Origin of the sequence: Brevibacillus centrosporus (assembly GCF_003710815.1) — a bacterium.
GTDB lineage: Bacteria > Bacillota > Bacilli > Brevibacillales > Brevibacillaceae > Brevibacillus > Brevibacillus centrosporus.
This window is the reverse complement of record NZ_RHHP01000001.1, coordinates 317,080-342,851: the sequence shown is the minus strand read 5'-3', so window position 1 is coordinate 342,851 and position 25,772 is coordinate 317,080. Positions and strand designations below refer to the sequence as shown.

28 protein-coding genes are annotated in these 25,772 nt (G+C 48.4%); all 28 read left to right on the top strand.

The annotated features are described in order from the left end of the window. The 28 genes from codY to EDM55_RS01590 all read left to right on the top strand — a co-directional run bounded on the left by codY (position 1) and on the right by EDM55_RS01590 (position 25,767). On the top strand, positions 1-780 hold the full coding sequence (gene codY, locus EDM55_RS01725) for a GTP-sensing pleiotropic transcriptional regulator CodY (RefSeq protein WP_092266652.1): 780 nt from the start codon (positions 1-3) through the stop codon (positions 778-780). Between the two features lie 374 nt (positions 781-1,154). Further along, positions 1,155-1,568 (top strand): flagellar basal body rod protein FlgB, encoded by a 414-nt coding sequence (flgB, locus tag EDM55_RS01720; protein WP_092266653.1) that lies wholly within the window; start codon positions 1,155-1,157, stop codon positions 1,566-1,568. 3 nt (positions 1,569-1,571) lie between these two features. After that, positions 1,572-2,030, top strand: a complete 459-nt coding sequence (gene flgC, locus EDM55_RS01715) for a flagellar basal body rod protein FlgC (RefSeq protein ID WP_092266654.1) — start codon at positions 1,572-1,574, stop codon at positions 2,028-2,030. A gap of 18 nt (positions 2,031-2,048) precedes the next feature. Next, a complete protein-coding gene (gene fliE / locus EDM55_RS01710) occupies positions 2,049-2,348 on the top strand; it encodes a flagellar hook-basal body complex protein FliE (RefSeq protein ID WP_092266655.1) in 300 nt (99 codons plus the stop codon). A 31-nt stretch (positions 2,349-2,379) separates the two neighbouring features. Then, positions 2,380-3,963: a flagellar basal-body MS-ring/collar protein FliF gene (gene fliF / locus EDM55_RS01705; protein ID WP_092266656.1), complete on the top strand. Its 1,584-nt coding sequence runs from the start codon at positions 2,380-2,382 to the stop codon at positions 3,961-3,963. Positions 3,964-3,975: 12 nt separating this feature from the next. After that, the gene (fliG, locus tag EDM55_RS01700) at positions 3,976-4,989 is read left to right on the top strand and encodes a flagellar motor switch protein FliG (protein ID WP_092266657.1); all 1,014 of its coding nucleotides are present in this window, start codon (positions 3,976-3,978) and stop codon (positions 4,987-4,989) included. Further along, complete coding sequence (locus EDM55_RS01695) at positions 4,973-5,791, top strand: FliH/SctL family protein (protein WP_092266658.1); 819 nt, start codon at positions 4,973-4,975, stop codon at positions 5,789-5,791. Before fliG ends, EDM55_RS01695 begins: the two co-directional genes overlap by 17 nt. Continuing rightward, a complete protein-coding gene (gene fliI, locus EDM55_RS01690; protein WP_122959465.1) occupies positions 5,788-7,107 on the top strand; it encodes a flagellar protein export ATPase FliI in 1,320 nt (439 codons plus the stop codon). Before EDM55_RS01695 ends, fliI begins: the two co-directional genes overlap by 4 nt. Position 7,108: 1 nt before the next feature. Next, positions 7,109-7,555 (top strand): flagellar export protein FliJ, encoded by a 447-nt coding sequence (gene fliJ / locus EDM55_RS01685; RefSeq protein ID WP_092266660.1) that lies wholly within the window; start codon positions 7,109-7,111, stop codon positions 7,553-7,555. 12 nt (positions 7,556-7,567) lie between these two features. Beyond that, complete coding sequence (locus tag EDM55_RS01680; protein WP_092266661.1) at positions 7,568-8,479, top strand: MotE family protein; 912 nt, start codon at positions 7,568-7,570, stop codon at positions 8,477-8,479. Between the two features lie 66 nt (positions 8,480-8,545). Further along, a complete protein-coding gene (locus EDM55_RS01675; protein WP_122959464.1) occupies positions 8,546-9,766 on the top strand; it encodes a flagellar hook-length control protein FliK in 1,221 nt (406 codons plus the stop codon). 24 nt (positions 9,767-9,790) lie between these two features. After that, entirely contained in the window at positions 9,791-10,186 is a 396-nt protein-coding gene (locus EDM55_RS01670; RefSeq protein ID WP_092266663.1) for a TIGR02530 family flagellar biosynthesis protein, read from the top strand. Positions 10,187-10,279: 93 nt separating this feature from the next. Further along, complete coding sequence (gene flgG, locus EDM55_RS01665; RefSeq protein ID WP_092266664.1) at positions 10,280-11,098, top strand: flagellar basal body rod protein FlgG; 819 nt, start codon at positions 10,280-10,282, stop codon at positions 11,096-11,098. Between the two features lie 68 nt (positions 11,099-11,166). Beyond that, complete coding sequence (locus EDM55_RS01660; protein WP_092266665.1) at positions 11,167-11,388, top strand: flagellar FlbD family protein; 222 nt, start codon at positions 11,167-11,169, stop codon at positions 11,386-11,388. Between the two features lie 14 nt (positions 11,389-11,402). Then, a complete protein-coding gene (locus EDM55_RS01655) occupies positions 11,403-11,858 on the top strand; it encodes a flagellar basal body-associated FliL family protein (protein ID WP_092266666.1) in 456 nt (151 codons plus the stop codon). A 40-nt stretch (positions 11,859-11,898) separates the two neighbouring features. Beyond that, positions 11,899-12,894, top strand: a complete 996-nt coding sequence (fliM, locus tag EDM55_RS01650) for a flagellar motor switch protein FliM (protein WP_092266667.1) — start codon at positions 11,899-11,901, stop codon at positions 12,892-12,894. Further along, positions 12,887-14,248, top strand: a complete 1,362-nt coding sequence (fliY, locus tag EDM55_RS01645) for a flagellar motor switch phosphatase FliY (protein ID WP_122959463.1) — start codon at positions 12,887-12,889, stop codon at positions 14,246-14,248. The genes fliM and fliY overlap by 8 nt, the downstream gene beginning before the upstream one ends. A gap of 35 nt (positions 14,249-14,283) precedes the next feature. After that, entirely contained in the window at positions 14,284-14,646 is a 363-nt protein-coding gene (locus tag EDM55_RS01640) for a response regulator (protein ID WP_055746983.1), read from the top strand. Positions 14,647-14,699: 53 nt separating this feature from the next. Further along, positions 14,700-15,323, top strand: coding sequence for a flagellar biosynthetic protein FliO (locus EDM55_RS01635; RefSeq protein ID WP_246070790.1), 624 nt, complete (start codon positions 14,700-14,702; stop codon positions 15,321-15,323). Further along, positions 15,320-16,081 carry a flagellar type III secretion system pore protein FliP gene (fliP, locus tag EDM55_RS01630; protein WP_122959462.1) on the top strand — a complete coding sequence of 254 codons (762 nt, stop codon included), beginning with the start codon at positions 15,320-15,322 and terminating at the stop codon, positions 16,079-16,081. Before EDM55_RS01635 ends, fliP begins: the two co-directional genes overlap by 4 nt. A gap of 30 nt (positions 16,082-16,111) precedes the next feature. Next, positions 16,112-16,381: a flagellar biosynthesis protein FliQ gene (fliQ, locus tag EDM55_RS01625; RefSeq protein WP_092266671.1), complete on the top strand. Its 270-nt coding sequence runs from the start codon at positions 16,112-16,114 to the stop codon at positions 16,379-16,381. A 3-nt stretch (positions 16,382-16,384) separates the two neighbouring features. Then, positions 16,385-17,170, top strand: a complete 786-nt coding sequence (gene fliR / locus EDM55_RS01620) for a flagellar biosynthetic protein FliR (protein ID WP_092266672.1) — start codon at positions 16,385-16,387, stop codon at positions 17,168-17,170. Beyond that, a complete protein-coding gene (gene flhB / locus EDM55_RS01615) occupies positions 17,167-18,264 on the top strand; it encodes a flagellar biosynthesis protein FlhB (protein ID WP_092266673.1) in 1,098 nt (365 codons plus the stop codon). The genes fliR and flhB overlap by 4 nt, the downstream gene beginning before the upstream one ends. 18 nt (positions 18,265-18,282) lie before the next feature. Then, positions 18,283-20,325, top strand: coding sequence for a flagellar biosynthesis protein FlhA (flhA, locus tag EDM55_RS01610; protein WP_092266674.1), 2,043 nt, complete (start codon positions 18,283-18,285; stop codon positions 20,323-20,325). Beyond that, positions 20,322-21,659, top strand: coding sequence for a flagellar biosynthesis GTPase FlhF (flhF, locus tag EDM55_RS01605; protein ID WP_122959461.1), 1,338 nt, complete (start codon positions 20,322-20,324; stop codon positions 21,657-21,659). The genes flhA and flhF overlap by 4 nt, the downstream gene beginning before the upstream one ends. 4 nt (positions 21,660-21,663) lie before the next feature. Then, entirely contained in the window at positions 21,664-22,527 is an 864-nt protein-coding gene (locus EDM55_RS01600) for a MinD/ParA family protein (RefSeq protein ID WP_092266676.1), read from the top strand. Between the two features lie 33 nt (positions 22,528-22,560). Next, positions 22,561-23,703, top strand: coding sequence for a protein-glutamate methylesterase/protein-glutamine glutaminase (locus EDM55_RS01595; protein WP_122959460.1), 1,143 nt, complete (start codon positions 22,561-22,563; stop codon positions 23,701-23,703). Positions 23,704-23,724: 21 nt separating this feature from the next. Beyond that, complete coding sequence (locus tag EDM55_RS01590) at positions 23,725-25,767, top strand: chemotaxis protein CheA (protein WP_122959459.1); 2,043 nt, start codon at positions 23,725-23,727, stop codon at positions 25,765-25,767. Positions 25,768-25,772 lie beyond the last annotated feature (5 nt).

The following is a 25,772-nucleotide window of genomic DNA, read 5'->3' as shown; positions in this document are numbered from 1 at the left end:
ATGGATCTACTGTCAAAAACTAGAAGAATTAACCGCATGCTGCAGAAGTCTGCTGGTCATGCCGTCAACTTCAACGAGATGGCGCAAGTATTGAGCGATGTGATTGAAGCAAATACGTTCGTAGTTAGCCGCAAAGGTAAACTGCTCGGTTTTGCTATCCATCAAGAAATGGACAATGCACGTATTCGTAAAATGTTGGAAGATCGTCGTTTTCCAGAAGACTACAGCCAAGGTTTGCTGAAAGTAGAAGAAACCTCTGCTAACCTGGATGTGGAGAGTCCGTATACCATTTTCCCAGTAGAAATGAAAGAAGTATTCCGCGCTGGTTGGACGACACTGGTTCCAATCATGGGCGGAGGCGATCGTTTGGGAACTCTGATTCTGGGCCGCATTAACGATCAATTCGTAGATGATGACCTGATTTTGGCTGAAGTAGGGGCAACAGTGGTAGGGATGGAAATCTTGCGCGAGCGTTCTGAAGCGATTGAAGAAGAAGCACGCAGCAAAGCTGTCGTACAAATGGCTATTGGTTCCCTCTCTTACAGTGAACTGGAAGCGGTTGAACATATTTTTGAAGAGCTCGAAGGTAAAGAAGGCTTGCTGGTTGCCTCCAAAATTGCAGACCGTGTGGGAATCACTCGCTCCGTGATTGTAAACGCGCTTCGTAAACTGGAAAGTGCGGGTGTCATCGAATCTCGCTCTCTCGGTATGAAGGGTACATTCATTAAAGTGTTGAATGAAAAGCTCTTGCCAGAGTTGGAGAAGTTGAAAACCTCTTAAACACATATGGCTCAAAAGTTATAGTCTATTGAACAAAAGGTGTAGCTCAACATGGTGCTACACCTTTTTTCATGGGTAATTATACCTAATCCCAACAATTTCCGACAGAATCTTTAGAATCTAAAATACGAAAATATGAACATATTACCTTTCAAATATATGGGATTTTCCCATTTACATTTGTCAAAAGTAGTAAAAAATCAGGAATTATCAGGGATTTAGTGCCATTGAATCATTTTGAAAATCGTCATGAAAAGGGGCTTTTTTCAGTATTACAGTTTTGCTATGATTGTTACGTATCTCAGATGTCGAATCTGGAAGAAATATAGCGTATCAGAGAAATGAAATGGAAACAGATGGGGGAGTAAGAAACGATGCTGGGAAGTTATCACCTGCAGGTCCTGGAGCGATCGATGGATGCTGCCAACTTACGACACAGAACGATCGCGAACAATCTAGCGAACATAGATACCCCACAATTTAAGAGCCAGCAAGTCGTTTTCGAAAATTACCTGCAGCAGGAATTAAGTGGCACTCTTGGTGGTCAAAACCTGGAAGCCTATCGGACCAGCTCAAAGCACATTCCTTTTGCAAATGCGGGGAGCTTTGCTCGACCGCAAATCGTTTCTAACCCGAACAACAACGTGCAAAACAACGGGAACGATGTCGATATGGAATCCGAACAGACCGAGCTGGCGAAAAACTACATTTGGTATAGCGGTCTAACTCAATTAACAACAGGTTCACTGCAAAAAATACGAAGCGTAATTGACGGCGGAGGGAAATAGGTTATGAATCTCTTTCAGGGAATCAACACGAGTGCTTCAGCGCTAACAGCCAATCGGCTGCGCCTGGACACAGTGGCTTCCAACGTTGCAAACGCAGAGACAACAAGAGCAAACTTCGTGAATGGCGTATGGCAACCTTACAAGCGTAAAATGGTAGAGCTTTCCCCCAAGTCCAGTGAGTCGTTCGACAATTTGCTGCAAGCGGCTGTTGGGAACATCGCCGGGAAAAATGGGGATAACGGTGTCAGAGTAACAGCGATCAAGGAAGACGAAACACCGTTTAAACGTGTGTTCGATCCCGAGCATCCGGATGCCGACCAAGATGGGTACGTACTCATGCCGAATGTGGACATGATGAAGGAAATGGTAGATATGATTTCTGCTTCCCGATCGTACGAGGCGAATCTCACGGTATTGAATGTATCGAAAAGCATGATGATGAAAGCCTTGGAAATCAGGTAGAAGGGGAGCATGTAATCGATGGATATTCAGTCACTTTCTCAAGTTAGTCCGATTCAGACGGCAAGCGTGAACAAGCTGCAAACGCCAGCTCAGGTAACCAAAGATTTCGGATCCTTCTTATCGGATGCGTTGAATCAAGTCAATCAAGCACAAGTAGATTCCGCCATTTTGGGTGACAAGTTTGCGGCTGGAGAAATCGAAAGTATTGATCAGGTTACGGTAGCGGGTTTAAAAGCTACGAACATGTTGCAGATGACCTTACAGGTACGTAACAAGGTGATCGAGTCCTATCAAGAAATCATGCGCATGTCGATATGATTTGTTGTTGGTATCCTGTGAGAGGTGAATCATGAACGAACGTATGGCAGTACTCAGAGAACAGCTTACGTCAAAATGGACGCAGTTTTCCAAAAAGCAAAAATGGATGATCGCAGGAATCTCGCTGTTTCTGCTCATCTCACTTGGTCTATACATATACATAGCTTCACAGCCGGTGTACACACCACTATACAACCAGCGACTGAGTGAACAAGAAATAGGAACAATCAAACAGGAATTAGAAAGCCAAAAAATTCCTTACCGAATTACGGGAAATGGAACAGGCATTGAGGTTCCAGAGAAAATGGCGCAGGATGTCATCGTGGATCTGGCCGCTCAGGGAATCCCGAGCGAAGCGGGGATCAATTCGGAGATCTTCTCCAATACGTTGGGGGTTACTGATCGACAGTTCGATGTCATGAAAAAAGAAGCCTTGCAACAAGAGCTGCGCAAGATGCTGGAACGGGTGAAAGGTGTACGAGCTGCACAAGTCATGATTACTCTACCGCAAGAGAGTGTCTGGGTGACGGAAACACCTGAAACAGCAACGGCTTCTGTCATCGTAGATGTAGAACCTGGTACGACACTCGATCAAAAGCAAATTAACTCGCTGTATCTGCTTGTTTCGCGAAGTGTTCCCAAGCTCCCGATGGATGCAATCGCCATTACGGACCAATATTCCAATCCTTTAGAACGAGCGGAAGCAAATGAAAACGAAGGAACGCTCAGTGGTTTTAAACAGCAGGAACAGATTAAAGCTGAAGTAGAAAAAACCATGCAGCAAAACTTGTACAACCTGCTCGGCACGATCATGGGTAGAGACAAGGTGATTGTCCACACGTTTATCAAAATGAATTTTGACAAGGAAAATCGTGTAGAGAATCTGGTAGAAGCACCTGATAAAGAAAACAACGAAGGACTTATTATTTCCTCGCAAAAATTATCCAAAACATTTTCCGGACAAGGCGCACCTCCGGGGGGAGTTGCAGGAACGGGAGCAAGTGCTGTTCCAAGCTATCCTGCTAGTACGCCAACAGGCAGCAATAGTGATTACGAAGAATTGAATGATACCATTAACCGGGAAGTCAACCGGATTACTCGAAATGTAACGATGAGTCCTTACAAAATCGAGGACGTAACGATTAACGTAGGTGTTGAGCCGCCAGCAGGTGGCACGTTGGATGATGCAACGATCGAGAGCATCAAACAGGTTTTGCGAAATGTCGTTCGTGTGACCTTGAGCAATCAAGGTGTTGAATTGACAGAAGAAGAGTTGGACAAGCATATTTCAGTCCTGCCACGTCAATTCTCTGGAAAAGTAGCTGTTGAAGACTCCAATTCTCTGAGCCCAGCTGTCCTTTGGACTGTCGGCGGTATTGCTGTATTGGCACTCGCAGCTGTTGCATTCCTCGTACTGCGCAGACGCAAACAAGCTAGACAGCAAGAAGAAGAAGTCTCAGATCTCTTATCGCCTTCCCAACCTTCGGAAATCCCGGATCTGATTTACCAAGAAGATGGAGATCAAGTCGTCGTCAGGAAGCAGTTGGAAAAATTGGCGCGAAGCAAACCGGATGAGTTTGTTGTCCTGCTTCGTACATGGCTAGCAGAAGATTAAGGAGTGAAAGGTATGGCTCGCGGCGCAAAAGAGTTGACTGGACGACAGAAGGCGGCTATCCTTCTCATCTCACTCGGGCCGGAAATCTCCGCCCAGGTGTTTAAGCACTTGCGTGAAGATGAGATCGAGCAGCTGACATTGGAAATTGCCAATGTACGAAAAGTAGATACGGACGAAAAAGATAAAATCTTATCTGAATTTCATCAAATAGCAGTTGCAAAAGAAGTCATCGCACAAGGCGGGATCACGTACGCCAAAGAAATTTTGCAAAAAGCACTTGGCGAGACGAAAGCGATGGATATTATCAATCGCCTTACAGCCAACCTGCAAGTCAGACCGTTCGATTTTGCCAGAAAAGCAGACCCTGGTCAAATTCTAAATTTCATCCAGAATGAACATCCGCAGACTATTGCTTTAGTACTGTCATACTTGGAAGCTCAACAGGCTGCCATGATCTTGTCAGCATTACCACAAGAACGTCAGGCAGAGGTGGCAAAACGTATTGCCATGATGGACAGTACATCTCCGGAAGTAATCGCACAAGTGGAGCAAGTACTGGAGCAAAAGCTATCTGCTACCGTTACTCAAGATTACACGCAGGCCGGCGGTATCGAAGCAATTGTTGCAGTTCTCAATGGTGTAGACCGAGGTACCGAGCGCACGATCCTGGATTCCTTGGAGATTCAAGATCCCGAGTTGGCAGAAGAAATCAAGAAGCGTATGTTCGTGTTCGAGGACATTGCTACTTTGGACAACCGTTCCATCCAACGGGTTATCCGGGATGTGGAAAACGCCGATCTCCAGCTTTCGCTCAAAGTGGCGAGCGAGGAAGTGCGGGAAGTCATTTTCCGGAACATGTCCAAACGGATGGCAGATACGTTCAAAGAAGAAATGGAATTCATGGGGCCCGTTCGACTTCGCGACGTCGAAGAAGCACAATCTCGTATCGTGGCCATTATCCGTCGCTTAGAGGAGGCTGGTGAGATCATCATCGCTCGCGGTGGAGGAGATGATATCATTGTCTAGAATCATCAAGGCCTCTTTTTATCAGCCTTCTGACGATTCTGTCCTCCTTGCGGTAACGCCTGCACCCCTAAAGACGGAATCAGATCCAGAAAGGTTGCAAGAAAATCAAAAAATTTTAAATCATGCTGAGGCAGAAGCGCAAATCATCATACAGGACGCGGAAGAAACCGCTCAAAAAATATTGCAGCAAGCAGCAGAACAAGCCGAACAAACGAAGCAGCAGGCCCTGACTGAGATTGAGCAATGGTGGGAGCAAAAAAGGATGGAGGCAGCAGCCTTATTCCAGGAAGTTCACGAGCAGGCGTCTCGTGAAGGGCATGACAGCGGATATGAAACGGGAAAGCAGATCGCACGCGAAGAAGAGACAGAAGCTGTCGGACAAGCTCGCAAGGTGCTAGAGCAAGCATTCTCCCAAAAGCAGCAGATTATCGCGGAGGCGGAACCGTTTTTAGTAGAGCTGAGCATGGAAGTTGCCAAGAAAGTCATTACGACCGAGCTGCAGCAGTCGCCTGATCATGTGCTGGAGATAGCAAAAAAAGTTCTTCGCCGCTCTCGGGTTCACGGACACATTACCGTTTGTGTAAACCACAAACACTTCGATTATTTGCAGGAGCATCGTGCGCAAATGCTCGAGCTGCTGGATGGTCAAGCGGAATTGTCCGTCTATCCCGATTACACCGTTCAGGATGGTGGATGCGTGATTCGAACGCCACTCGGAAGTGTAGATGCACGAATCGATACCCAACTGACAGAGATCAAGCAGGCGTTGCTTGAAATTGCTCGAGGAAGTGAAGCGCCATGAGTATTCTCGACTTATCGAAATACAGGCAAGCGCTTGTCGGAATCGATCCGATGCGAGTGAACGGAAAAGTGACACAAGTAGTCGGGCTCACCATCGAGTCGCAAGGGCCAGAGGTAAAGCTCGGCGAAATCTGTCATTTGTATCCTAGCAATAGTCAAGAGCCCATTATCGCGGAGGTTGTAGGTTTTCGAGAAAACAAGGTACTGCTGATGCCGTTAGGGGAACTTACTGCGATTGGTCCTGGCTGCGATGTTGTTGCCACGGGTCGCTCTTTGGAAGTGAAGGTAGGGCCGGAGATTTTGGGGTCGATCCTAGATGGCCTCGGACGTCCGTTTCAAGGCTCGCTCCCCTTTGGACTTTCCACGTACCCGACAAACAACATGCCGCCCAATCCCATTCTGCGTCCACGTATTAAGGAAGCACTCAGTGTAGGGGTCAGAGCGATCGACGGACTACTCACGATCGGGAAAGGTCAGCGTGTGGGGATCTTCGCAGGATCCGGTGTCGGGAAAAGTACCCTGATGGGAATGATTGCGAGGAACACAACAGCTGATATCAATGTCATCGGGCTGATTGGGGAACGTGGACGCGAGGTTATGGAGTTTATCGAACGAGACCTCGGGGAAGAAGGACTAAAGAAGTCGGTAGTGGTGGTAGCAACTTCTGATCAGCCTGCCATGATCCGGATCAAGGGAGCGATGATCGCAACGTCGATTGCAGAATACTTCCGGGATCGGGGCTTGAACGTCATGCTGATGATGGACTCCGTTACTCGATTTGCCATGGCGCAGCGTGAGGTCGGGCTTGCGATCGGCGAGCCGCCTGCAACGCGGGGTTACACTCCTTCCGTTTTTGCCATGCTGCCCAAGCTGATGGAGCGGGCAGGAACAGCAGATCGCGGAAGCATTACCGCATTTTACACCGTTCTCGTAGATTCAGATGATATGAATGATCCGATAGCAGATGCTGCGCGCGGTATTTTGGATGGACACATCGTACTGGATCGTAAAATCGCACAAAAAGGACATTTCCCTGCGATTGATGTACTCGCCAGCGTAAGTCGGGTCATGACAGAGATCGTCAGTGACGACCATATGGAAGCTGCCAGACAGCTAAAAAGACATTTGGCCACCTACAGTGATGCGGAAGACTTGATCAATATCGGTGCGTACAAACCAGGAACCAATCGAGAAATCGATGCTGCGATACGCTACCGGGATATTATCCGCGATTTTACGGCACAGGGGACTCACGAGCCATCCACGATTCAGAGTGCCATCAAAGCATTGACCGCACATTTCGGAGGAGTGAACTAGCGTGAAAGTGTTTCAGTTTCATCTCCAAAAAGTTCTGGATCTGAAGGAAAAGGAGAAGGAGCAGGCGGAGTGGGCATTCGGGAAATCGGTTCAGCGGAAAAACGAAGAAGAAGGGAAGCTGTACCGATTGCATGAGCACCACGATGAAATGTCACTGCTTCTTCAGGAAGCACAGACGCAAACCTGCAGCGCTGCGCAGCTCATCGAGATTACGCATTACAAGCAAGCCGTTGAGCGCTCCATCACCAATCAGCAACGGACCTTGCATGGATGTGAGCAGGATGTAGAGCGCTGCCAGTCACGATTAACAGAGAGAATGAAAGAAACGCAGCTGTGGCAGCGTCTGCGAGAAAAATCCCTCATTCAATATATGGATGCGGAAAAGATGAGGGAGCAAAAAGAGTTGGATGAGATCGGCACCCAGCTCTATCTGCGGCGAAGCAACTGAGGGAGGTACCAGATGGAAGAAATCCAAGAAGAACGGGAGTACGGCAAGTGGGAATGGTTTTTTTACATGATTGTCATTCCTGCGCTGTTTGCTAGCCTCCTTGGCGGTGTGCTTCTCAGCTTGCTGGGGGTCAACGTGCTGGGGAATGTTCTCCATTGGGCCAAATCCGTACCGTACGTGGAAAAGCTAGTCCCGGACGAATATGCAGCGGCTCCCGGCTCTGATCCCAAAGAAGAGTTAACCAAGCAGGTTTCCACTCTGCAAACGGATCAGGTGAAAAGTCAGCAAGCTGTTTCTTCATTAAAGGAAGAAACAGCGAAGAAAGATTCGACAATCCAAGCATTGGAAAAGCAAGTCGATGATCTGAAAAAGATGATGGAAAGCAAACGAGCCACAGAAGAGGAACGTCAGCAGCAGTTTGCAGACTTGGCAAAAGTGTATACGACGATGTCTGCGAAAAATGCAGCAGCCATTATCGAAAACCTTAGCGTAGAGGAAGCAGTCACTGTGATGACCAAAATGAAGCCTGCACAGCGGGCCGATATTTTGGCGAAGATGGAACCAAAGAAAGCGGCGGACATTTCCATCATGCTCAAAGATTCTGTAGTCAACAAGGACGCGGATATCGCAGCACTGCAAGAGAGAGTGCAAGTCCTGACACAAGCATTGAGCGCTACCAAAAATGAGTCTTCGAATAACGCGGGGACAAAAGAATCATTGATCAATTCATTTGCTCAAATGCCTCCGGCTGATTCAGCTGCTGTGATTCGCTCGCTCATGCAGACGAATAAATCGAGAGCCATTTCGATTTTGTCCGAGATGCCTGAGGATAAACGGGCACAAACACTTGCGGCGATTGCCCAGGAAGACAAGAAAAAAGATGACAACCTAGCAGCCCGCATTACTGAGGAGTTGCTTCGATAATAGACAGGTAACACTGCTCGATTATCGTTTCTATAGCAACAAACCAAAATAGGGGAGGTGAATGAGATGAATGTAGCAAGTGTGACGACTCCAGTAGGAGCTTCCGGTACAGTGACTGCGACGACAGGAGCAGCTACAGGAAGTGCAGGGATCGGTGAGCTGTTCTCCATGCAAATGGTACAGGCCCTGCAAAATATGCCGGCAGCAGAGGAGCTTGCATTGGCGCCTGAGGGCCTTAGTGAGGAAGACATGGATGCGCTGCAAGAATTAATGGCACTGCTCGCCCAAATGCTAGCTTCCGGTCAGCATTCCCAAGAAGAGCTTGAGCCGAAGCTGGAAGAAAAAGCAGGAGCGATTGATCAGCTTTTGCAAAAAGCACAAGGCCAACTGCCGCAAATTCCTGAGAACTGGAAGCAGCTGCTCGCGAAGCTGACTGAAGGCGAACCAGCATCTGCTGAACTGGAGAAATTAACTGCTCTGCTGGCAGACCTGAAAGCTCAAAAAAGCGATCAGGATTCAGGGAAAAAAAGTCCGTTGCTCACTCGCTCTGATGTAGTTACGAGCAGTAGCAACGCACAGCAGGATGTAAATAAAAGCATCCAGCCATTGCGCTTCCATCAAGGTCTTTCTGCTTATAAAGCAGAAGCCGGCATTCAGTCTCAAACCGTACAGTCTGCAGCGCAAGGCTCGAACCTGACGAATCAGGACGGAAATGAGGATGGCGGACTGCCGTTTACAACAGCACAAGGTCCGGTGACAACTGCAAACCAATTGCAATCGAACCAGACCATTGGGCAACCATCTGTACCTACGCATCATGTTCATGCCAATCAGTTAACCCAGCAAGTAACGCAAATTTTTGTAAAGCAAATGCAGCTGACACAAATGAATGGCGTTCATGAAGCGAAGCTGATCTTGAATCCGCAGTCTTTGGGACAAGTTGATGTAACGATTACCTCCCATAACGGGGTCATCACTGCTCACTTCTCTGCTGAGACCCAGGCAGGCAAAGATATGCTCGACAACCAGCTGTCACAGCTGCGTGCAGCTTTGACTCAACAGGGATTGCAAGTAGACCGCTTGGAAGTGAACCAACAGCAGGAAACAGCCTTTAGCTTCCAGCAACAACGAGAGCAGGCAAGACAACAGCAGAATAACAGCAACCAGCAGGATCAGCAGGAAGAGCAGGAATTCGCCTTAGATGCTCTGGTAGACAACAATGAATCGACAGAATCGTTATGGAATCGCCTCCGTGAATCCGCACGAGGCATCGACGATATCGTCTAGGAATGGAATAAAGGAGGAAGCGCGATGAATCCCTTTCATGTATCGCAGACCTATTTCCCTCCGAAAACGAATCACGTCACCAAACCCACTGCCCAGATCGCTCAGGGAAGCGGCAAATCGTTTCAGCAGTTTTTGACGGAGTCGCTGGGGTCGCAAGCCAAAACGCAGCCCCTAGGCATTAGCCAGCACGCTGTTAATCGACTGAAGGAACGGGGGATAACGCTCGATGCCCCTCAAATGGAACGTCTGGAAACAGCCGTACAAAAGGCGGCTTCCAAAGGAGCCAAAGAATCTCTCATTCTGATGGATAATGTGGCCTACGTCGTGAGCATCGTAAATCGGAAGATCATTACCGCTGTCGACGATGGAAGCATGAAGGACAATGTGTTTACCAATATCGATAGTGCTATCTTCGTGTAGTGATGGCAGCAATGGGCTGGACCTCACGCGAGGAAGCCCAAAGGTTACTGACCGACTGAGGTAACCGAACTTATGTAGAGGAGGAAACAGATTATGCTTCGTTCCATGTACTCGGGTATTTCTGGCTTGCGTGGCTTCCAAACAAAAATGGACGTAATCGGAAATAACATCGCAAACGTGAATACCGTCGGCTTTAAAAAAGGCCGTGTTATGTTTCAAGATATTTTGAGCCAAAACATCCAGGGTGCGGGTGCACCAACGGATGACGGAAAAGGCGGAACCAACCCGACGCAAATTGGTCTGGGTGCTTCCATTGGCTCGATTGACACTGTATTTTCCGCTGGTAGCCCAATGACGACCAACCTCCCAACGGATTTGTCCATTGAGGGTGACGCGTTCTTCATGGTAAGCCCTGATGACGGTGCAACCATGTACTACACGCGTGCGGGTAACTTCACGCGCGATGCGCAAGGGTTCCTGGTGAACTCCCAAGGCATGAAGCTGATGAACTCCGATGGGGCGGCTATCCAGATCAGCCAAGCGGACGGAATCGTTTCCTATTCGATCGGGAAAGACGGCGTAATTACCACGGTGGACGATACAGGTGCTCTTGCTTCTGATAACACTGTCGGCCTGATGACGTTCAACAACCCAGGCGGTCTGAAGAAGGTTGGAAACTCGCTGTATGAAAACACCGTAAACGCAGGTGCCCGTGATGACGATCCACTGACTCCTACTACGGCTACAGATGCAAGAGTGAGTGTGATCGCAGGTCAGCTGGAAATGTCCAATGTGGATTTGTCTGAAGAGTTCACCGAGATGATCGTGGCACAGCGTGGCTTCCAAGCAAACTCGCGGATCATCACGACTTCTGACACGCTGTTGGAAGAACTGGTTAACCTGAAACGATAATTGGTTCTAAAGGATGAGTGAGGGAAGGAATCGTTCTTTCCCTCCTCCCTACCCGAAAGGAGCAGCCAATGATCAAATTAACTCGTTTTAACGGGAACACTTTTTATCTCAATATCACTCATATCGAGACGGTAGAGGCTACTCCCGATACGGTGATTACTCTGTTCAACGACAGGAAGTACATCGTCAAAGATTCGGCAGAGTCAATCGCTGAACGTGTCCAAGCCTTTTATCAAAACGTTCATCCGGTAAGCAGTGCACCTAAAATGCCGGACGATGTAAATGAATAGCGGGAGGCTTTGCGATGTTTCAAAATCGGTTGTTTAACATGGCTCTAATTATTATCATCGCGATATCGCTTCTGGGAGTTATCTCTTTCGTGCTCTGGCAGACGTATCTCTCCCCAGCGGCACAAACGACTAGCGGAACAGAGAAGCAATTAGAACCGTTGTCAGCAAAGGAAATGCAGGAATACTCGGTGGATACAGGTGAAATTACCACGAACCTGCTGACGAATAATTACATGATTGTTCGCTTCACAATTACCGCAGACAATTCCGATGCCAAAGAGGAACTGGAACAGCGCATGCCGCAGATCAATCAGGTCATCATTAAAACATTGGCAGGTTTAAGTCCAGAAGATATCAAAGGCACTGAAGGCGTCAACAAGCTGGAAGCCAAAATTATGAATGAAATCAGCTCCCTGATGCAAGAAGGTAAAATCGTCCAAGTCGTGACGACCAAACGCGTCTTGTCCTAAGGAAGCGATGCAGGTATACATAGCAAGGAGGTGACGATATATGGCCGAGGTTCTCTCACAAAGTGAGATTGATGCCTTGTTGGCGGCACTCTCATCAGGAGAAATGGATGCCAACGAGCTGAAAAAAGAAGAGACTGAGCGCAAAGTAAAAGTATATGACTTTAAACGAGCTCTGCGTTTTTCCAAAGATCAAATCCGTGGCTTGACCCGGATTCATGAAAACTACGCGCGGTTGTTGACGACGTATTTTTCCGCTCAGCTCCGTACCTTCGTGCAAATTACGGTTGCCTCCGTCGATCAATTGCCGTACGACGAGTTTATTCGTTCCATTCCCAAAATGACCATTCTCAACATCTTTGAAGCACCGCCGCTGGAAGGTCGTATGGTCCTGGAAGTGAACCCAAACATCGCTTATACCATGCTCGATCGTCTCCTTGGGGGGCAGGGCGCGATCCCGGAAAAAATGGGGGCTCTTACGGAAATTGAAACAACGGTGATGGAGCGTGTGTTTGGCAAAGCGCTAGATACATTCCACGAGGCATGGAAACAGATTATTGAGCTGGATCCGTATCAGGAAGGGCTTGAGATGAACCCGCAGTTCATGCAGATCGTCTCACCAAACGAGATTGTGGTGGTCATTTCGTTCAGTACCAAAATCGGCGATACCACGGGCATGATCAACCTTTGCTTGCCACACGTGGTACTCGAACCAATCATGACCAAGCTGTCTGGACAGTACTGGTTCTCGAAGCAGAAAAAGACACGTGATGAGGAAGAACGGTTGCGTGTTGAGGAACGTGTGAAGACTGCAAAGCTGCCGATTATCGCAGAGATGGGAACGGCTTCGATTTCGGTACACGATTTCCTGCAGCTGCAGACAGGCGATGTGATTCAGTTGGATCAATCCTTGGATAGCAAGCTGAAGATCAAGATCGGCAATACGCTGAAATTCCTCGGACAGCCAGGAACCATGAAAGGGAAAGTGGCTGTTCAGATTGATGAAGTCATAGAGGAGGGGGAGGAACACAATGAGTAGAGACATGCTTTCTCAGGACGAGATTGACGCGCTGCTTCGCGCGAACAACTTGGTTGAGGATGAAGAGGAAGCGATTTCGGCTGTAACACAGGATGTTGCCGAATATCTTTCCCCATTTGAACAGGACGCGCTCGGGGAGATCGGAAATATTTCCTTCGGTAGTGCAGCCACGGCACTCTCCACTTTGCTGAGCCAGAAAGTGGATATCACAACCCCAACCGTTTCGGTCGTCAACGTGAACGAGCTGGAAGGCGAATTTCCAATTCCACATGTAGCTGTGCATGTGGAATATACAGACGGCTTTAAAGGAATAAACCTGTTGGTCATTCGCATGGAGGATGCAGCCGTTATCGCCGATTTGATGATGGGTGGAGAAGGACGACCTGAAAATACGGATCTTTCCGAGCTCCACATCAGTGCGGTGCAAGAGGCAATGAACCAAATGATGGGCTCGGCAGCGACCTCGATGTCGACGATCTTTAACCAGTTCATCAATATTACTCCTCCTGGCATTGACGTGATGGATCTGGCGCAAGGAAAAGGTGGCGACAGCTTCAGCGAAGATGACAGCCCGCTTGTGAAAGTCTCTTTCCGCTTGAAAGTGGGCGAGCATGGAGAACTCATCGATTCAAACATTATGCAGCTCTTGCCACTGTCTTTTGCGAAAAAGATGATAGACAAACTAGTTGGCGGAACAGATGAAGAGGTAGCAGCGGCTGCGGCTGCGATCGAGATGCCAAGCGCACAGACGATCACACATGCTGCAGCAGCTGCGTCGATAGCAGCCGCTCCTACCCAACCAGAACCGGCCTATGTGCCTCCAGCAGCGCCACAGCAGCCTATGTATGAGCAGCCGCCAATGGGCTATGCACCACCACCCATGTACGCGCAACCAATGGGGTATCCAGGACAACCGCCCGTATACCCGGATCCGTACGCACATCACGCAGGATACGCGGCGTACCCGCCTGCTTATCCACCAACGCCAGTAGCGCCGACACCTCAGCATTTTGGTAGCCCTGCTGCCAACCATACAAACGTGAAACCAGCGCAGTTTGCGCCACTTGGAGGTGCCCCAATGGCATCGGGTGAAGAGCAAAATCTGAACCTGCTGCTCGATATTCCTCTGCAAGTGACAGTCGAACTCGGACGCACCAAGAAATTAATCAGAGAAATCCTTGACTTGTCCGCTGGATCAATTATACAGTTGGACAAGCTGGCAGGTGAGCATGTCGACATTTTGGTAAACAACAAGTTGATTGCCAAAGGGGAAGTTGTCGTTATTGACGAAAACTTCGGTGTTCGTGTCACAGATATCATCAGTCAGTTCGATCGTGTACAAAAATTACAATAACGAAATCAACAGTGAAGCATTGGGAGGAGCCTATCATGTCAAACAAAGTATTAATCGTGGATGATGCAGCGTTCATGCGTATGATGATCAAGGAGATTCTGTCGAAAAATGGCTACAGCGTAGTTGGGGAAGCAAGTGACGGCGCTCAAGCAATTGAAAAATACAAAGAGCTCGGTCCTGACCTGGTTACAATGGACATCACGATGCCTGAAATGGATGGAATCGCTGCGTTGAAGGAAATCAAGAAGCTCGATCCGAACGCGCGTGTCATCATGTGCTCCGCAATGGGTCAGCAAGCCATGGTTATTGATGCGATTCAGGCGGGGGCAAAAGACTTTATCGTGAAGCCATTCCAGGCAGATCGCGTGCTGGAAGCGATCAAAAAGACCTTGAGCTAATGAGGACCATCCGGAATGCAGGGACAAGGCTTATATGGGTTTGTTGTCTCATCATGCTGCTTGTCGCCTCGCTTCCTGTTGTAGCATCGGCTGAAGGTACTGTAGCGGATTCCTACAATCAGGGGAATGCACCAAAGAGCAATGCGTCCGCCGGCGGCGAACAGCCGGCGGCCATTCCGGGCAGTGGAAATACGAGTATGTGGGGATATTTGATTCAGGTCATATTCTCGCTTGGATTTATCGCTGTGCTCATTTACTTCTTGCTCCGCTTTTTGGGCAAAAGACAAATCGGACAAAACCATGGGCCAATCAAGGTCATATCTGCAGCTGCATTGGGAAATGGGAAGACGATGCAAGTCGTGATGATTGGCGAGTCTTTGTACATCGTCGGAGTTGGCGATAATGTGCAATTGCTCCGAATGATTGAACCAGGCGAAGAAGTAGATCTTATCCTGTCAGACGCAGAGATTAAGCCGCTTGCAACTTCCTTTTCTCTCCCATGGCTGAGATTCGGGAAAAAGAAGCCGGTGGACGAAGAAATTCTTTATACATCAGAAGTGGACGGTCAAACATTTCAAGACCTGCTGAATGGTCAGTGGAACCAGGTGAATAAACGGCCGGTCCAATCAGATGTATGGACCAAAGAGGACGCTCAGGACAGAGGGGACCTAAAATGAAACATGTATGGCAGGTGCTCGTGATTGCCTCAGTGCTGCTCGCTTTACCGCAAATCGTGCTGGCAGCTCCCGCGGGAACACCGCTTGTTCCGAGCATTGATCTGAAGATTGGCGGCGGAACGGGAACGCCTCAAGAAACATCCTCGGCGATTCAACTCTTGCTGATTTTGACGGTATTATCGGTAGCACCCGCAATCTTGCTGCTGATGACAAGCTTTACTCGGATTGTCATTGTGTTGTCCTTTGTTCGCAATGCGCTAGCAACGCAGCAAATGCCCCCCAATCAGGTGCTGATAGCTCTGGCTCTGTTTATGACCTTCTTTATCATGGCGCCTACGCTGGGGAAAGTGAACGAGACGGCTGTACAGCCTTTCATGCAGGGGAAACTCACCCAGCAGCAAGCGTTTGATACAGCGGTCGTGCCTTTTAAGGAGTTCATGGCAAAGCAGACGAGGGAAAAGGACTTGGCGCTCTTTATGGAATATACCAAGACTGAACGCCCCAAGACGATCCAAGACATACCGCTGAGCGCACTGGTGCCAGCATACGCGATCAGTGAGCTGAAGACAGCCTTTCAAATTGGATTTATGATCTTTATTCCGTTTCTTGTGATTGACATGGTTATCTCCAGTATTTTGATGGGGATGGGGATGATGATGCTTCCGCCAGTCATGATTTCCTTGCCATTTAAAATCTTGCTCTTCATTATGGTGGATGGCTGGTATCTGGTTGTGAAATCACTTTTGATCAGTTTTTAGGAAATCCCAAAGGGTTCGAGGAGGTAGAGCATGACACAAGAATTATTGATGCAGGTTGCCCAAAGCTCGGTATATACCATCCTGCTGCTTGCTGCGCCCGCCCTGGGGGTTGCCTTGCTGGTCGGCTTGCTCGTCAGCGTCTTTCAGGCAACGACGCAAATTCAGGAACAGACGCTAGCCTTTATCCCCAAAATCTTGGCAGTGTTCATTACACTGCTGGCTGTAGGGCCATGGATGCTTCGGGTCATGCTGGATTTCACAACAGGGATCTTTGGAAACCTCCATCGATTTGTCGGGTAGCCCATGAATCTTTTTTTCACGTACCTTCCCATCTTTTTATTGGTTTTTGTAAGAATGAGCGCCTTTTTCGTAGCGGCTCCCTTCTTTTCCATCAAAGGAGTACCGAATCAGTTCAAGATCGCTCTAGCCTTTCTCATGGCTGTCATCAGCTTTCAGTTCATTCCCGTACAGGGGCAGCAGGTTGCAATGGATCTTACCTTCCTCCTACATGTTTGTAAAGAAGCGCTGGTAGGAGTGATCCTCGGATACATTTGCGAAATGATGTTTGTCGCGATTCAAGTGGCTGGTGGACTTATGGATATGCAGATGGGATTGGCGATGGCAAACGTCATTGATCCAAAAACAGGTGCCTACATACCTATCACAGGTAATTTCAAGAACATACTGGCTGTACTATACTTTTTCAGCATCAATGGTCACCACATGCTGATCCGCGGAATCATCAAAAGCTACGAAGCCATCCCGATAGAAGCGACCTGGGCGGCATTTGGCAGCGAGCAGGTAATGATGACCGCCGTAAAAGTCTTTTCCAACATGTTTCTGAGTGCGTTTATGATGGCAGCACCTATTGTCGTCGCCTTGTTTCTCGTAGACGTCTCTCTTGGAATTATCGCCAAATCGGTACCACAATTTAATATTTTTGTCGTTGGTTTGCCACTTAAATTGCTTGCAGGATTTTTGTTGTTGATCGTGGTGATGCCCGCCTTTTTGCTGACATTAAACGGATTATTTGAGAGTATGTTCCGGGCACTCGCAGAAATGATGAAATTGCTCGGAGGCACACCATGAAAAGGATCAGCTTTCGTTATTCGGTAGACTTGCAGTTTTTTAACGGGGAAAAAACGGAAAAAGCGACCCCGAAGAAAAAGGATGATGCTCGGAAAAAAGGACAAGTGGCAAAGAGCCAGGATTTGTCCCCGGCCATCGCTTTGACAGCTTTTTTCTTTCTCTTAATCATGCTGGGCTCGAGCATGTTGACGATCTTTCAAAACATCATGAAAGAGTCACTGATCACGTACACGGGCTGGCAGTTAAATGAAGAGAATCTGAAAATCATGGTTTCCCAGCTAGCCTTTGAAGCCATCAAGATCGTAGGTCCTGTCCTGGGTGTATCGATGCTGGTCGCTTTTACAGTGAACTTTATGCAGGTGGGCTGGTTAATCTCTACGGAACCACTTCAGATGAAACTGGAAAAGCTGAATCCCATTGAGGGTGCAAAACGGATTTTTTCATTGCGATCAATCGTAGAGCTGTTGAAATCATTATTAAAAATCGGTGCCGGTATCTATGTAGCATACTCGATTTTATGGAGCACCAAAGAGCAGGTGGTGCAGCTTTCTCTGAAGTCTTTGGGCACGGTACTGTCCTTTACGGCAGGAGAGGTCGCCAAGCTCGGAATCTACCTAGGGCTCTTGTTGTTCGTTTTAGCAATTTTGGACTATGCCTATCAACGCTATGAGTACGAAAAGAATCTGCGGATGTCCAAGCAAGACTTAAAAGACGAACATAAGCAGGCTGAAGGGGACCCGCTGATTAAAGGAAAGATTCGTGAGCGTCAACGCAGCATGGCCATCCGGCGCATGATGCAAGAGCTGCCGAAAGCGGATGTCATTATTACCAACCCGACGCACTTTGCCGTTGCCATCCGTTATGATGCGAGTGCGATGAGTGCTCCTACGGTGGTAGCCAAAGGGCAAGACTACCTTGCTTTAAAAATCAGAGAAGTGGCAAAAAAACACCGGATCGTTACGATGGAAAACAAGCCCTTGGCCAGGGCTCTCTATAGTCAGGTTGAAATCGGACAACAAATTCCCGAAGATTTGTTTAAAGCGGTAGCGGAGGTTCTCGCGTACGTGTACAAGCTGCAGGGGAAATTGAAATAAGAGAAAGGAGGATGAACCGTGGGATTCAAATTCAAAGAGATAGGTACGATTCTTTTCGTCATAAGCATTGTAGTCATGATGGTGATCCCACTCCCTTCTGGACTGCTTGACTTGCTCTTGATTCTAAATATCTCCCTTGCGTTGACCATTTTGCTCGTGTCCATGTACACCAAGGAAACGCTGGAGTTTTCCATTTTCCCCACAGTCCTGCTCATTACTACGCTGTTTCGTTTGGCACTGAATGTCTCCACAACGAGGAACATTCTCTCTCATGGAGAAGGCGGCAAGGTGATTGAAACCTTTGGGGATTTTGTCGTTGGTGGTAATCAAGTCGTAGGTTTCGTCGTGTTCCTGATCCTCATCATTATCCAGTTCATCGTTATTACCAAAGGTTCCGAACGTGTGGCAGAGGTTGCGGCGCGCTTTACGTTGGATGCCATGCCCGGTAAGCAAATGAGTATTGACGCGGATTTGAATGCAGGGATGATTACTGAAGCAGATGCACGAGCTAGAAGGAAAAAAATTGAAAATGAAGCAGACTTTTACGGAGCGATGGATGGTGCCAGCAAATTCGTAAAAGGGGACGCCATTGCGGGAATCATCATCTTTATCGTTAATATTATCGGCGGCTTCATCATCGGGATGCTCGTTCATGATATGGACTTTGCCGAATCTGCTTCCAAATTTACGCAGATGTCGGTCGGGGATGCGCTTGTAAGCCAGATTCCGGCTCTGCTGATTTCGACTGCTGCAGGTATCATCGTGACCCGTTCTACTTCCGGAGAGGGCTTGGGCGATGACATCGTCAAGCAGATGTTCAGCTTCCCACGATTGCTGTACGTCGTTTCCGGCTGCATATTCCTTTTGGGATTGTTTACGCCAATCGGTTTGCTGCCAGTCCTGCCCGTTGCAGGGATTATGGCATTCGCAGGATGGAAATTGAACAAAAAACAAAAGATGGACCTGCTCGAAACGCAAGACAAAGTGGAAGAGCAGCAGATCGAGGAAGTACGCAGTCCAGAAAGCGTTGTCAACCTGCTGCAGGTGGACCCGATCGAATTCGAATTTGGTTACGGACTCATCCCATTGGCAGATGTGAAACAGGGCGGTGACCTGCTCGATCGCGTCATCATGATTCGAAGGCAGATTGCCTTGGAAATGGGAATCGTGGTTCCGGTCATCCGCATTCGCGACAACATCCAGTTGAGACCGAACGAATACATGATCAAAATCAAAGGCAATCAAGTAGCGAAAGGGGAAATCATGCTGGATCACTACCTGGCAATGAGCCCCGGCTTTGAAGATGATTCCGTCGTGGGGATTGAAACCGTGGAACCTGCGTTTGGATTGCCTGCATTATGGGTAACAGAAGAGAATAAGGAGATTGCCGAGCTCTCTGGATACACGGTAGTCGACCCGCCTTCTGTAGTGGCTACTCACTTGACCGAAATCATCAAACGTCATGCACACGAACTGCTGGGCCGTCAGGAAACGCGTGCGTTGATCGACAATGTGAGGGAAACCGCTCCCGTATTGGTGGACGAGCTGGTCCCAGGATCGCTTTCGATTGGGGATATACAAAAGGTATTGCAAAAGCTGTTGCGGGAAAAAGTATCCGTGCGCAACCTGAATATTATCCTCGAAGCTTTGGCAGACCACGCTCTTTATACCAAAGACACAGATATTTTGACCGAATACGTCAGACAAGCGATGTCGAGACAAATTACGCTTCAGTATACGGAGCCTGGACAGCCTTTGCGTGTACTGACTGCCGGAGCCGGTTTGGAAAAAGTCATCTCGGAGCGTGTCGAACAATCAGAGCAAGGCAGCTATCTGGCGATGGATCCAGAGACATCGCAAAGAATCTACCAAACGATGTCGGCAGAGGTAGGAAAGATGATCAACTCCGGACAACAGCCGATCCTCCTTTCTTCTCCAGCTACACGTATGTACTTGCGTCAATTGCTCGATCGGATGATGCCGGATGTTCCCGTTTTGTCATACAGCGAGCTGGAGCCACATGTTGAAGTGCAAAGCGTAGGGATGGTGAATATTTCGTGAGAGTGAAACGTTACATAGTCGATTCAATGCCGGAAGCTCTAGAAAAAATCAGAGTGGACTTGGGCAAGGATGCTGTCATTTTAAATTCCAAGTCTGTGAAAACAGGCGGCCTGTTTGGAATGTTTGGCAAGATGAAAATAGAAGTGATTGCCGCAGTAGATGAAAAAGCCTCTTCTAATGAAGCAAGTCAGGGGCCGGCTATGAATCGACAAATGGACGCTGCACCTCGCGCGCAATTCGGTACAGGCGCATATACCGCCAAGCAAGCGTATCGAAAAGCTTTACCGAAAGCAGAAAGTGCTGTTGCCGTACAAGAACGCGAGCCGTCTCCATCAGAGTCTCCAGAGGTGCTGGTGCAGCGAGAGACAAAGCCAGCCGCCGCCGTCATGGATGCGATCAAGCAGCAGCCGGAACCGAGCTTGCCAGTCACCCAGCCAATGGAAACGGTATCGGCAAGTACGGCTGGTGCAGATGCCCTTGCGAGTGAAGTGCGTGATATGCGCCAAATGTTTCAGAAGCTGCTCGTGAATGATTTGAGTCAGCAGCTTCCTATGGCCATCCAAAATATACGGAGCAGGCTGCTGGAACAAGGGGTAACAGAAGATGTCACCGCCACCATACTTGCTAAGCTGATGGAGGGTGTGCCAACTGCCGGTGAATGGCAAGAGGCAGATGCACGCATCGCAGCCCGTGAGATCGTGTCTGGTATAGTGGCAGCGAATCAGCAGCCACCATTGAAGCTGGAGAGAACGGTGAAGTACGCATTTTTCTTTGGTCCAACGGGTGTCGGTAAAACGACGACCATCGCAAAGCTCGCCGCCGATAGCATGCTTAAAGAAAAGCGAAAGATTGGGTTTATCACAGCGGATACGTATCGTATGGCTGCTGTAGAGCAGCTCAAAACATACGCAAATATTTTGAACGTACCACTGGAAGTCGTGTTTCAGCCAAAAGAAATGGCTGCGGCGATGGAGCGTTTGAGTGATTGCGACCTAATTTTTGTAGATACGGCTGGACGCAACTTCCGCAACGATGAATATGTACAGGGCATTAGGCAGCTTGTCGATCATGGAACGAACAGCGTTAATTACCTGGTGCTCAGCCTGACGTCAAAGTATCAGGACATGAAAGCAATTGTTCAAAATTTCGTGGATGTGCCGAACAAGCAAGTGATCTTTACGAAAGCAGACGAAACGCAAAGCTTTGGTAACATGTTGAATGTGTCTCAGGAGATGAAGCTCCCATTCTCCTACATCACGACAGGACAAAATGTGCCAGATGATATTGTAGTGGCGACTCCTTCGCTCGTTTCATCCATGGTAGTAGGAGATTGAGTCGATGCGCGATCAAGCCGAACAACTTCGACAACGAATACAGCAGAGCACACAGAAGCGCCCGACGAAGCTGGTTACGGTCACGAGCGGTAAAGGCGGAGTAGGGAAGTCGAATTTCAGTCTCAATTTTGGTCTCGGATTGATTGAGAGAGGACATAAGGCCGTTTTATTCGATGTCGATCTAGGTCTGGCCAATTTGGATGTATTGATGGGTATTTCGCCTAAAAAGCATCTGTTCCATCTGCTCGAACCGGATACGACCGTGTGGGACATTATGGAAATGGGCCCGGGCCATTTGGAATTTATTGCAGGCGGATCAGGTTTTACGCAGATCATGCAGCTGGATGATGAAAAGCTGGACTTGCTCTTCAACCGCCTTGAACCTCTTCAAGGGTATGCCGATACCATCATTTTCGATACAGGAGCGGGTTTATCCAAAGAGTCCTTGCATTTTATGCTCTCTTCGGATGAAGTCATTGTCGTTACCACACCAGAGCCTCCCGCGATTACGGATGCCTACGCGGTGATTAAGATGCTGCATTCCCGAAATCCTGCTGTCAGGATCCGCTTGGTCATCAATCGAGTGGTCAATGAGCGAGAAGGGAAAATGACTGCTGACAAGTTAGCGATGGTAGCCAAGCGTTTTCTAAATCTGGAGATTCAAGCGCTAGGATTTGTATCGGATGATTCGCATGTTACCAAAGCAGTAAAGCAGCAGCGTCCTTTTCTACTTACATATCCGCAATCGCATGCCTCGCGGAGCATTCGGAGCTTGGTTGGGCAGTATCTGCAAAGCTCAACACAATCAGATACCCCGGCGAATGGTCTAAAAGGATTTTTTGCGAAGCTGAAACACTTCATACGATAGAGCAACAGGGTGTAGGAAAGGAGCGTTCTTGCATTGAGTAAAATTCGAGTTCTTGTCACAGATGATTCTGCATTCATGAGAAAAGTTATAACAGATATTTTGTCTTCAGACCCTGAAATTGAAGTCATTGATCGAGCAAGGAATGGACTCGAGTGTATTGAAAAATGCAAACAGCTGAATCCAGATGTGCTTACGCTGGACATCGAAATGCCTGTGATGAACGGTCTGGACGCTTTGAAGTCATTGATGAGTGATCATCCTTTGCCGATTGTAATGCTGAGCAGTTTGACGCGTGAGGGCGCAGAGGCTACGATCGAGGCTTTGGAACTGGGCGCATTCGATTTTGTGACCAAACCGTCAGGGCCTATCTCACTCGACATACATAAGGTTGGAGATCGTTTGATTGAGCGGGTTAAAGCGGCAAGTATGGCAAAAGCCAGATGGAAGCGTGCTGTTCCAAGGCCAAGCATCTTTAAGAAATTGGAAACGAAGCCAGCCTCTGTCCAAACGCCACCACCGCTTTCAACAGCAACCGTGCCGATCGTGACACCGAGTACGCCAAACGAAATAATAAAGCCGCCCATCAGAAAGAATCTTGGGACAAGGCCAAGATTGGTAGCGCTGGGTACATCGACGGGGGGACCGAAAGCTCTGCAAGTGGTCTTGACGGCGATACCGGCAGATTTTCCCGCTCCTATCGCGATTGTTCAGCATATGCCAGCCGGTTTTACGAAATCGCTGGCGCAGCGGTTGAATACGTTGTCCCAGATACGGGTGACGGAAGTGGTGGATGGAGAGATTTTGGAGCCAGGAACAGCCTACATTGCGCCTGGCGGATACCATTTTGAAGTCCGTCATGTCAATGGAAGACTGCAGGCCCATTTACATCAGGAAGAGCCTCGAGGCGGTCATCGACCATCTGTGGACACATTATTTGAATCAGTCAGTCGATTGACAAATGTAGACAAATGGGCAATTATCATGACAGGCATGGGAAATGATGGGACAAAAGGTCTAAAAATGATGAAGGAGCTCGATTCTGTTACGAGTATTGTCGAAGATGAGTCGACATGTGTCGTTTATGGAATGCCTCGTTCAGCAGCATTAGCGGGGTTGGCTGATCATGTAGCACCCGTTGATAAAATACCTGAGCTGTTGTGCAAGCTCGTGCACTGATTTTTGGGAGGTGGATCACCGATGGATATGAATCAGTATTTGGACATGTTTATCGAAGAATCGAAAGAACATCTGCAAGCAATCAATGCCAATCTGCTCTTGCTGGAGAATGATCCAGGGAACATTACACACGTAAAGGAAATCTTTCGCTCTGCTCATACCTTGAAAGGGATGTCGGCGACCATGGGCTTTGAGGACATGGCAAATTTGACGCATGAGGCAGAAAATGTACTGGATCTCATCCGCAACCAGAAGCTGATGATCACAAGCGACATTATGGATGTAATTTTCCAGAGTGTGGATTTGATCGAGGGCATGGTGATCGACATTACGGAAGGCGGAGATGGCTCCGCAGATGTATCCGGACCCGTGAAAAAGCTGAGGGCGATCGTGGCAGGTGAATTCACAGCGGAAAGTGAAGTTGCTGCCGCATCAGCTGTTGCCATTGAGGAAGAGGCTCCAGCCGAAGAGCAAATCGTGGCAGGTGAGCAGGACCTGGACGACTACGCTTTGATGGTGTTGAAACAGTCAAAAGAATTGGGCAACAACCTCATGTGGATCACAGTAACTTTGAACGACAACTGCCTGCTGAAAGCAGCCCGTTCCTATATGGTCTTCGATCAGCTGGAGTCCCTCGGTGAAGTCATTAAGACGAAGCCGACTGTGGAAGACATAGAAAACGAACGGTTCGAGACTTCTTTTGAGATTGCTTATGTCACGATGCACCCTGCCGATAAAATTCGCAGTGCGATCCTAAACATCTCAGAAATCCAAGACGTCAAAATTGACCCGATCGGACTGAAGGAAGCACAGTCGCCTGTACCTGCGGTTGTGGAGAAGGTAGAAACAGCTGCTCCTGTGAAAAAAGAGCCAGATGCACAACAAGCACCTGTGCGCAAACAAGCGGCTGGTGGAAAAACCATCCGCGTTGATATCGATCGACTGGATATTCTCATGAATCTGTTCAGCGAGCTGGTCATTGACCGCGGAAGGCTGGAACAGCTGGCGCGCGAGATCGGGAAAAGCGAGCTCCAAGAGACGGTAGAGCACATGAGCCGAATCAGCGGTGATTTGCAGAACATCATACTAACGATGCGCATGGTACCGGTGGAGCAAGTATTCAATCGTTTCCCGCGTATGATTCGCGATTTGCAGAAAGATTTGAACAAGAAGGTCAATCTGGAGATTATCGGAGCGGAAACAGAGCTGGACCGAACCGTAATCGACGAAATCGGCGATCCGCTGAATCACTTGCTGAGAAACTCGCTGGACCATGGAATCGAGTCGCCAGCCGACCGTAAAAATGCAGGGAAGCCCGAAGAAGGAACGATCGTTCTGCGTGCATTCCATAGCGGTAATCACGTATTTATCGAAGTAAAAGATGACGGCGCTGGGATCAACAAGGATCGAGTGCTGAAGAAAGCGATCGAGCGCGGTATTGTGAATCCTGCGGCAGCAGATAGTTTAACAGACAAGCAAATTCACGAGCTGCTGTTCGCTGCCGGATTCAGTACTGCAGAGGTGATCTCGGATATTTCGGGTAGGGGTGTAGGACTCGACGTTGTAAAATCCAAGATCGAATCTCTTGGCGGCAGTGTTGGCGTAGAGTCTGTTCGCGGACAAGGCACGACATTCCTGATCCAGTTGCCGCTCACTCTCTCCATTATTTCTGCGATGCTCGTTCAAGTGCAGGATGAGAAATATGCGGTTCCGCTCAGCTCGATCATCGAGACAGCAGTATTTAGAAAAGATCAGATCATGATGGCGCATCGCCAGAAGGTGATCGATTTCCGTGGACGCGTCGTTCCGCTGGTATCTCTGCAGGATATTTTCCAAGTACCTGTGAGCGACTCGGTTCAAGATGATGAAGAAGTAGCCGTAATCATCGTGCGCAAAGGCGAAAAGATGGCGGGACTTGTGGTCGATTCCTTTATCGGACAACAAGAAATCGTACTGAAATCTTTGGGCAAGTACCTGGTGAATGTTTTTGCCATTTCAGGTGCAACGATCTTAGGAGATGGACAAGTAGCTCTCATTATTGATTGCAACGCACTGATCAAGTAGGAGCG

Excerpts from the sequence above, each read along its gene's own strand:
- codY (WP_092266652.1), top strand. The coding sequence starts at position 1 with ATGGATCTACTGTCAAAAACTAGAAGAATTAACCGCATGCTGCAGAAG.
- flgB (WP_092266653.1), top strand. The coding sequence starts at position 1,155 with ATGCTGGGAAGTTATCACCTGCAGGTCCTGGAGCGATCGATGGATGCT.
- flgC (WP_092266654.1), top strand. The coding sequence starts at position 1,572 with ATGAATCTCTTTCAGGGAATCAACACGAGTGCTTCAGCGCTAACAGCC.
- fliE (WP_092266655.1), top strand. The coding sequence starts at position 2,049 with ATGGATATTCAGTCACTTTCTCAAGTTAGTCCGATTCAGACGGCAAGC.
- fliF (WP_092266656.1), top strand. The coding sequence starts at position 2,380 with ATGAACGAACGTATGGCAGTACTCAGAGAACAGCTTACGTCAAAATGG.
- fliG (WP_092266657.1), top strand. The coding sequence starts at position 3,976 with ATGGCTCGCGGCGCAAAAGAGTTGACTGGACGACAGAAGGCGGCTATC.
- EDM55_RS01695 (WP_092266658.1), top strand. The coding sequence starts at position 4,973 with ATGATATCATTGTCTAGAATCATCAAGGCCTCTTTTTATCAGCCTTCT.
- fliI (WP_122959465.1), top strand. The coding sequence starts at position 5,788 with ATGAGTATTCTCGACTTATCGAAATACAGGCAAGCGCTTGTCGGAATC.
- EDM55_RS01680 (WP_092266661.1), top strand. The coding sequence starts at position 7,568 with ATGGAAGAAATCCAAGAAGAACGGGAGTACGGCAAGTGGGAATGGTTT.
- EDM55_RS01675 (WP_122959464.1), top strand. The coding sequence starts at position 8,546 with ATGAATGTAGCAAGTGTGACGACTCCAGTAGGAGCTTCCGGTACAGTG.
- EDM55_RS01670 (WP_092266663.1), top strand. The coding sequence starts at position 9,791 with ATGAATCCCTTTCATGTATCGCAGACCTATTTCCCTCCGAAAACGAAT.
- flgG (WP_092266664.1), top strand. The coding sequence starts at position 10,280 with ATGCTTCGTTCCATGTACTCGGGTATTTCTGGCTTGCGTGGCTTCCAA.
- EDM55_RS01660 (WP_092266665.1), top strand. The coding sequence starts at position 11,167 with ATGATCAAATTAACTCGTTTTAACGGGAACACTTTTTATCTCAATATC.
- EDM55_RS01655 (WP_092266666.1), top strand. The coding sequence starts at position 11,403 with ATGTTTCAAAATCGGTTGTTTAACATGGCTCTAATTATTATCATCGCG.
- fliM (WP_092266667.1), top strand. The coding sequence starts at position 11,899 with ATGGCCGAGGTTCTCTCACAAAGTGAGATTGATGCCTTGTTGGCGGCA.
- fliY (WP_122959463.1), top strand. The coding sequence starts at position 12,887 with ATGAGTAGAGACATGCTTTCTCAGGACGAGATTGACGCGCTGCTTCGC.
- EDM55_RS01640 (WP_055746983.1), top strand. The coding sequence starts at position 14,284 with ATGTCAAACAAAGTATTAATCGTGGATGATGCAGCGTTCATGCGTATG.
- EDM55_RS01635 (WP_246070790.1), top strand. The coding sequence starts at position 14,700 with ATGCTGCTTGTCGCCTCGCTTCCTGTTGTAGCATCGGCTGAAGGTACT.
- fliP (WP_122959462.1), top strand. The coding sequence starts at position 15,320 with ATGAAACATGTATGGCAGGTGCTCGTGATTGCCTCAGTGCTGCTCGCT.
- fliQ (WP_092266671.1), top strand. The coding sequence starts at position 16,112 with ATGACACAAGAATTATTGATGCAGGTTGCCCAAAGCTCGGTATATACC.
- fliR (WP_092266672.1), top strand. The coding sequence starts at position 16,385 with ATGAATCTTTTTTTCACGTACCTTCCCATCTTTTTATTGGTTTTTGTA.
- flhB (WP_092266673.1), top strand. The coding sequence starts at position 17,167 with ATGAAAAGGATCAGCTTTCGTTATTCGGTAGACTTGCAGTTTTTTAAC.
- EDM55_RS01600 (WP_092266676.1), top strand. The coding sequence starts at position 21,664 with ATGCGCGATCAAGCCGAACAACTTCGACAACGAATACAGCAGAGCACA.
- EDM55_RS01590 (WP_122959459.1), top strand. The coding sequence starts at position 23,725 with ATGGATATGAATCAGTATTTGGACATGTTTATCGAAGAATCGAAAGAA.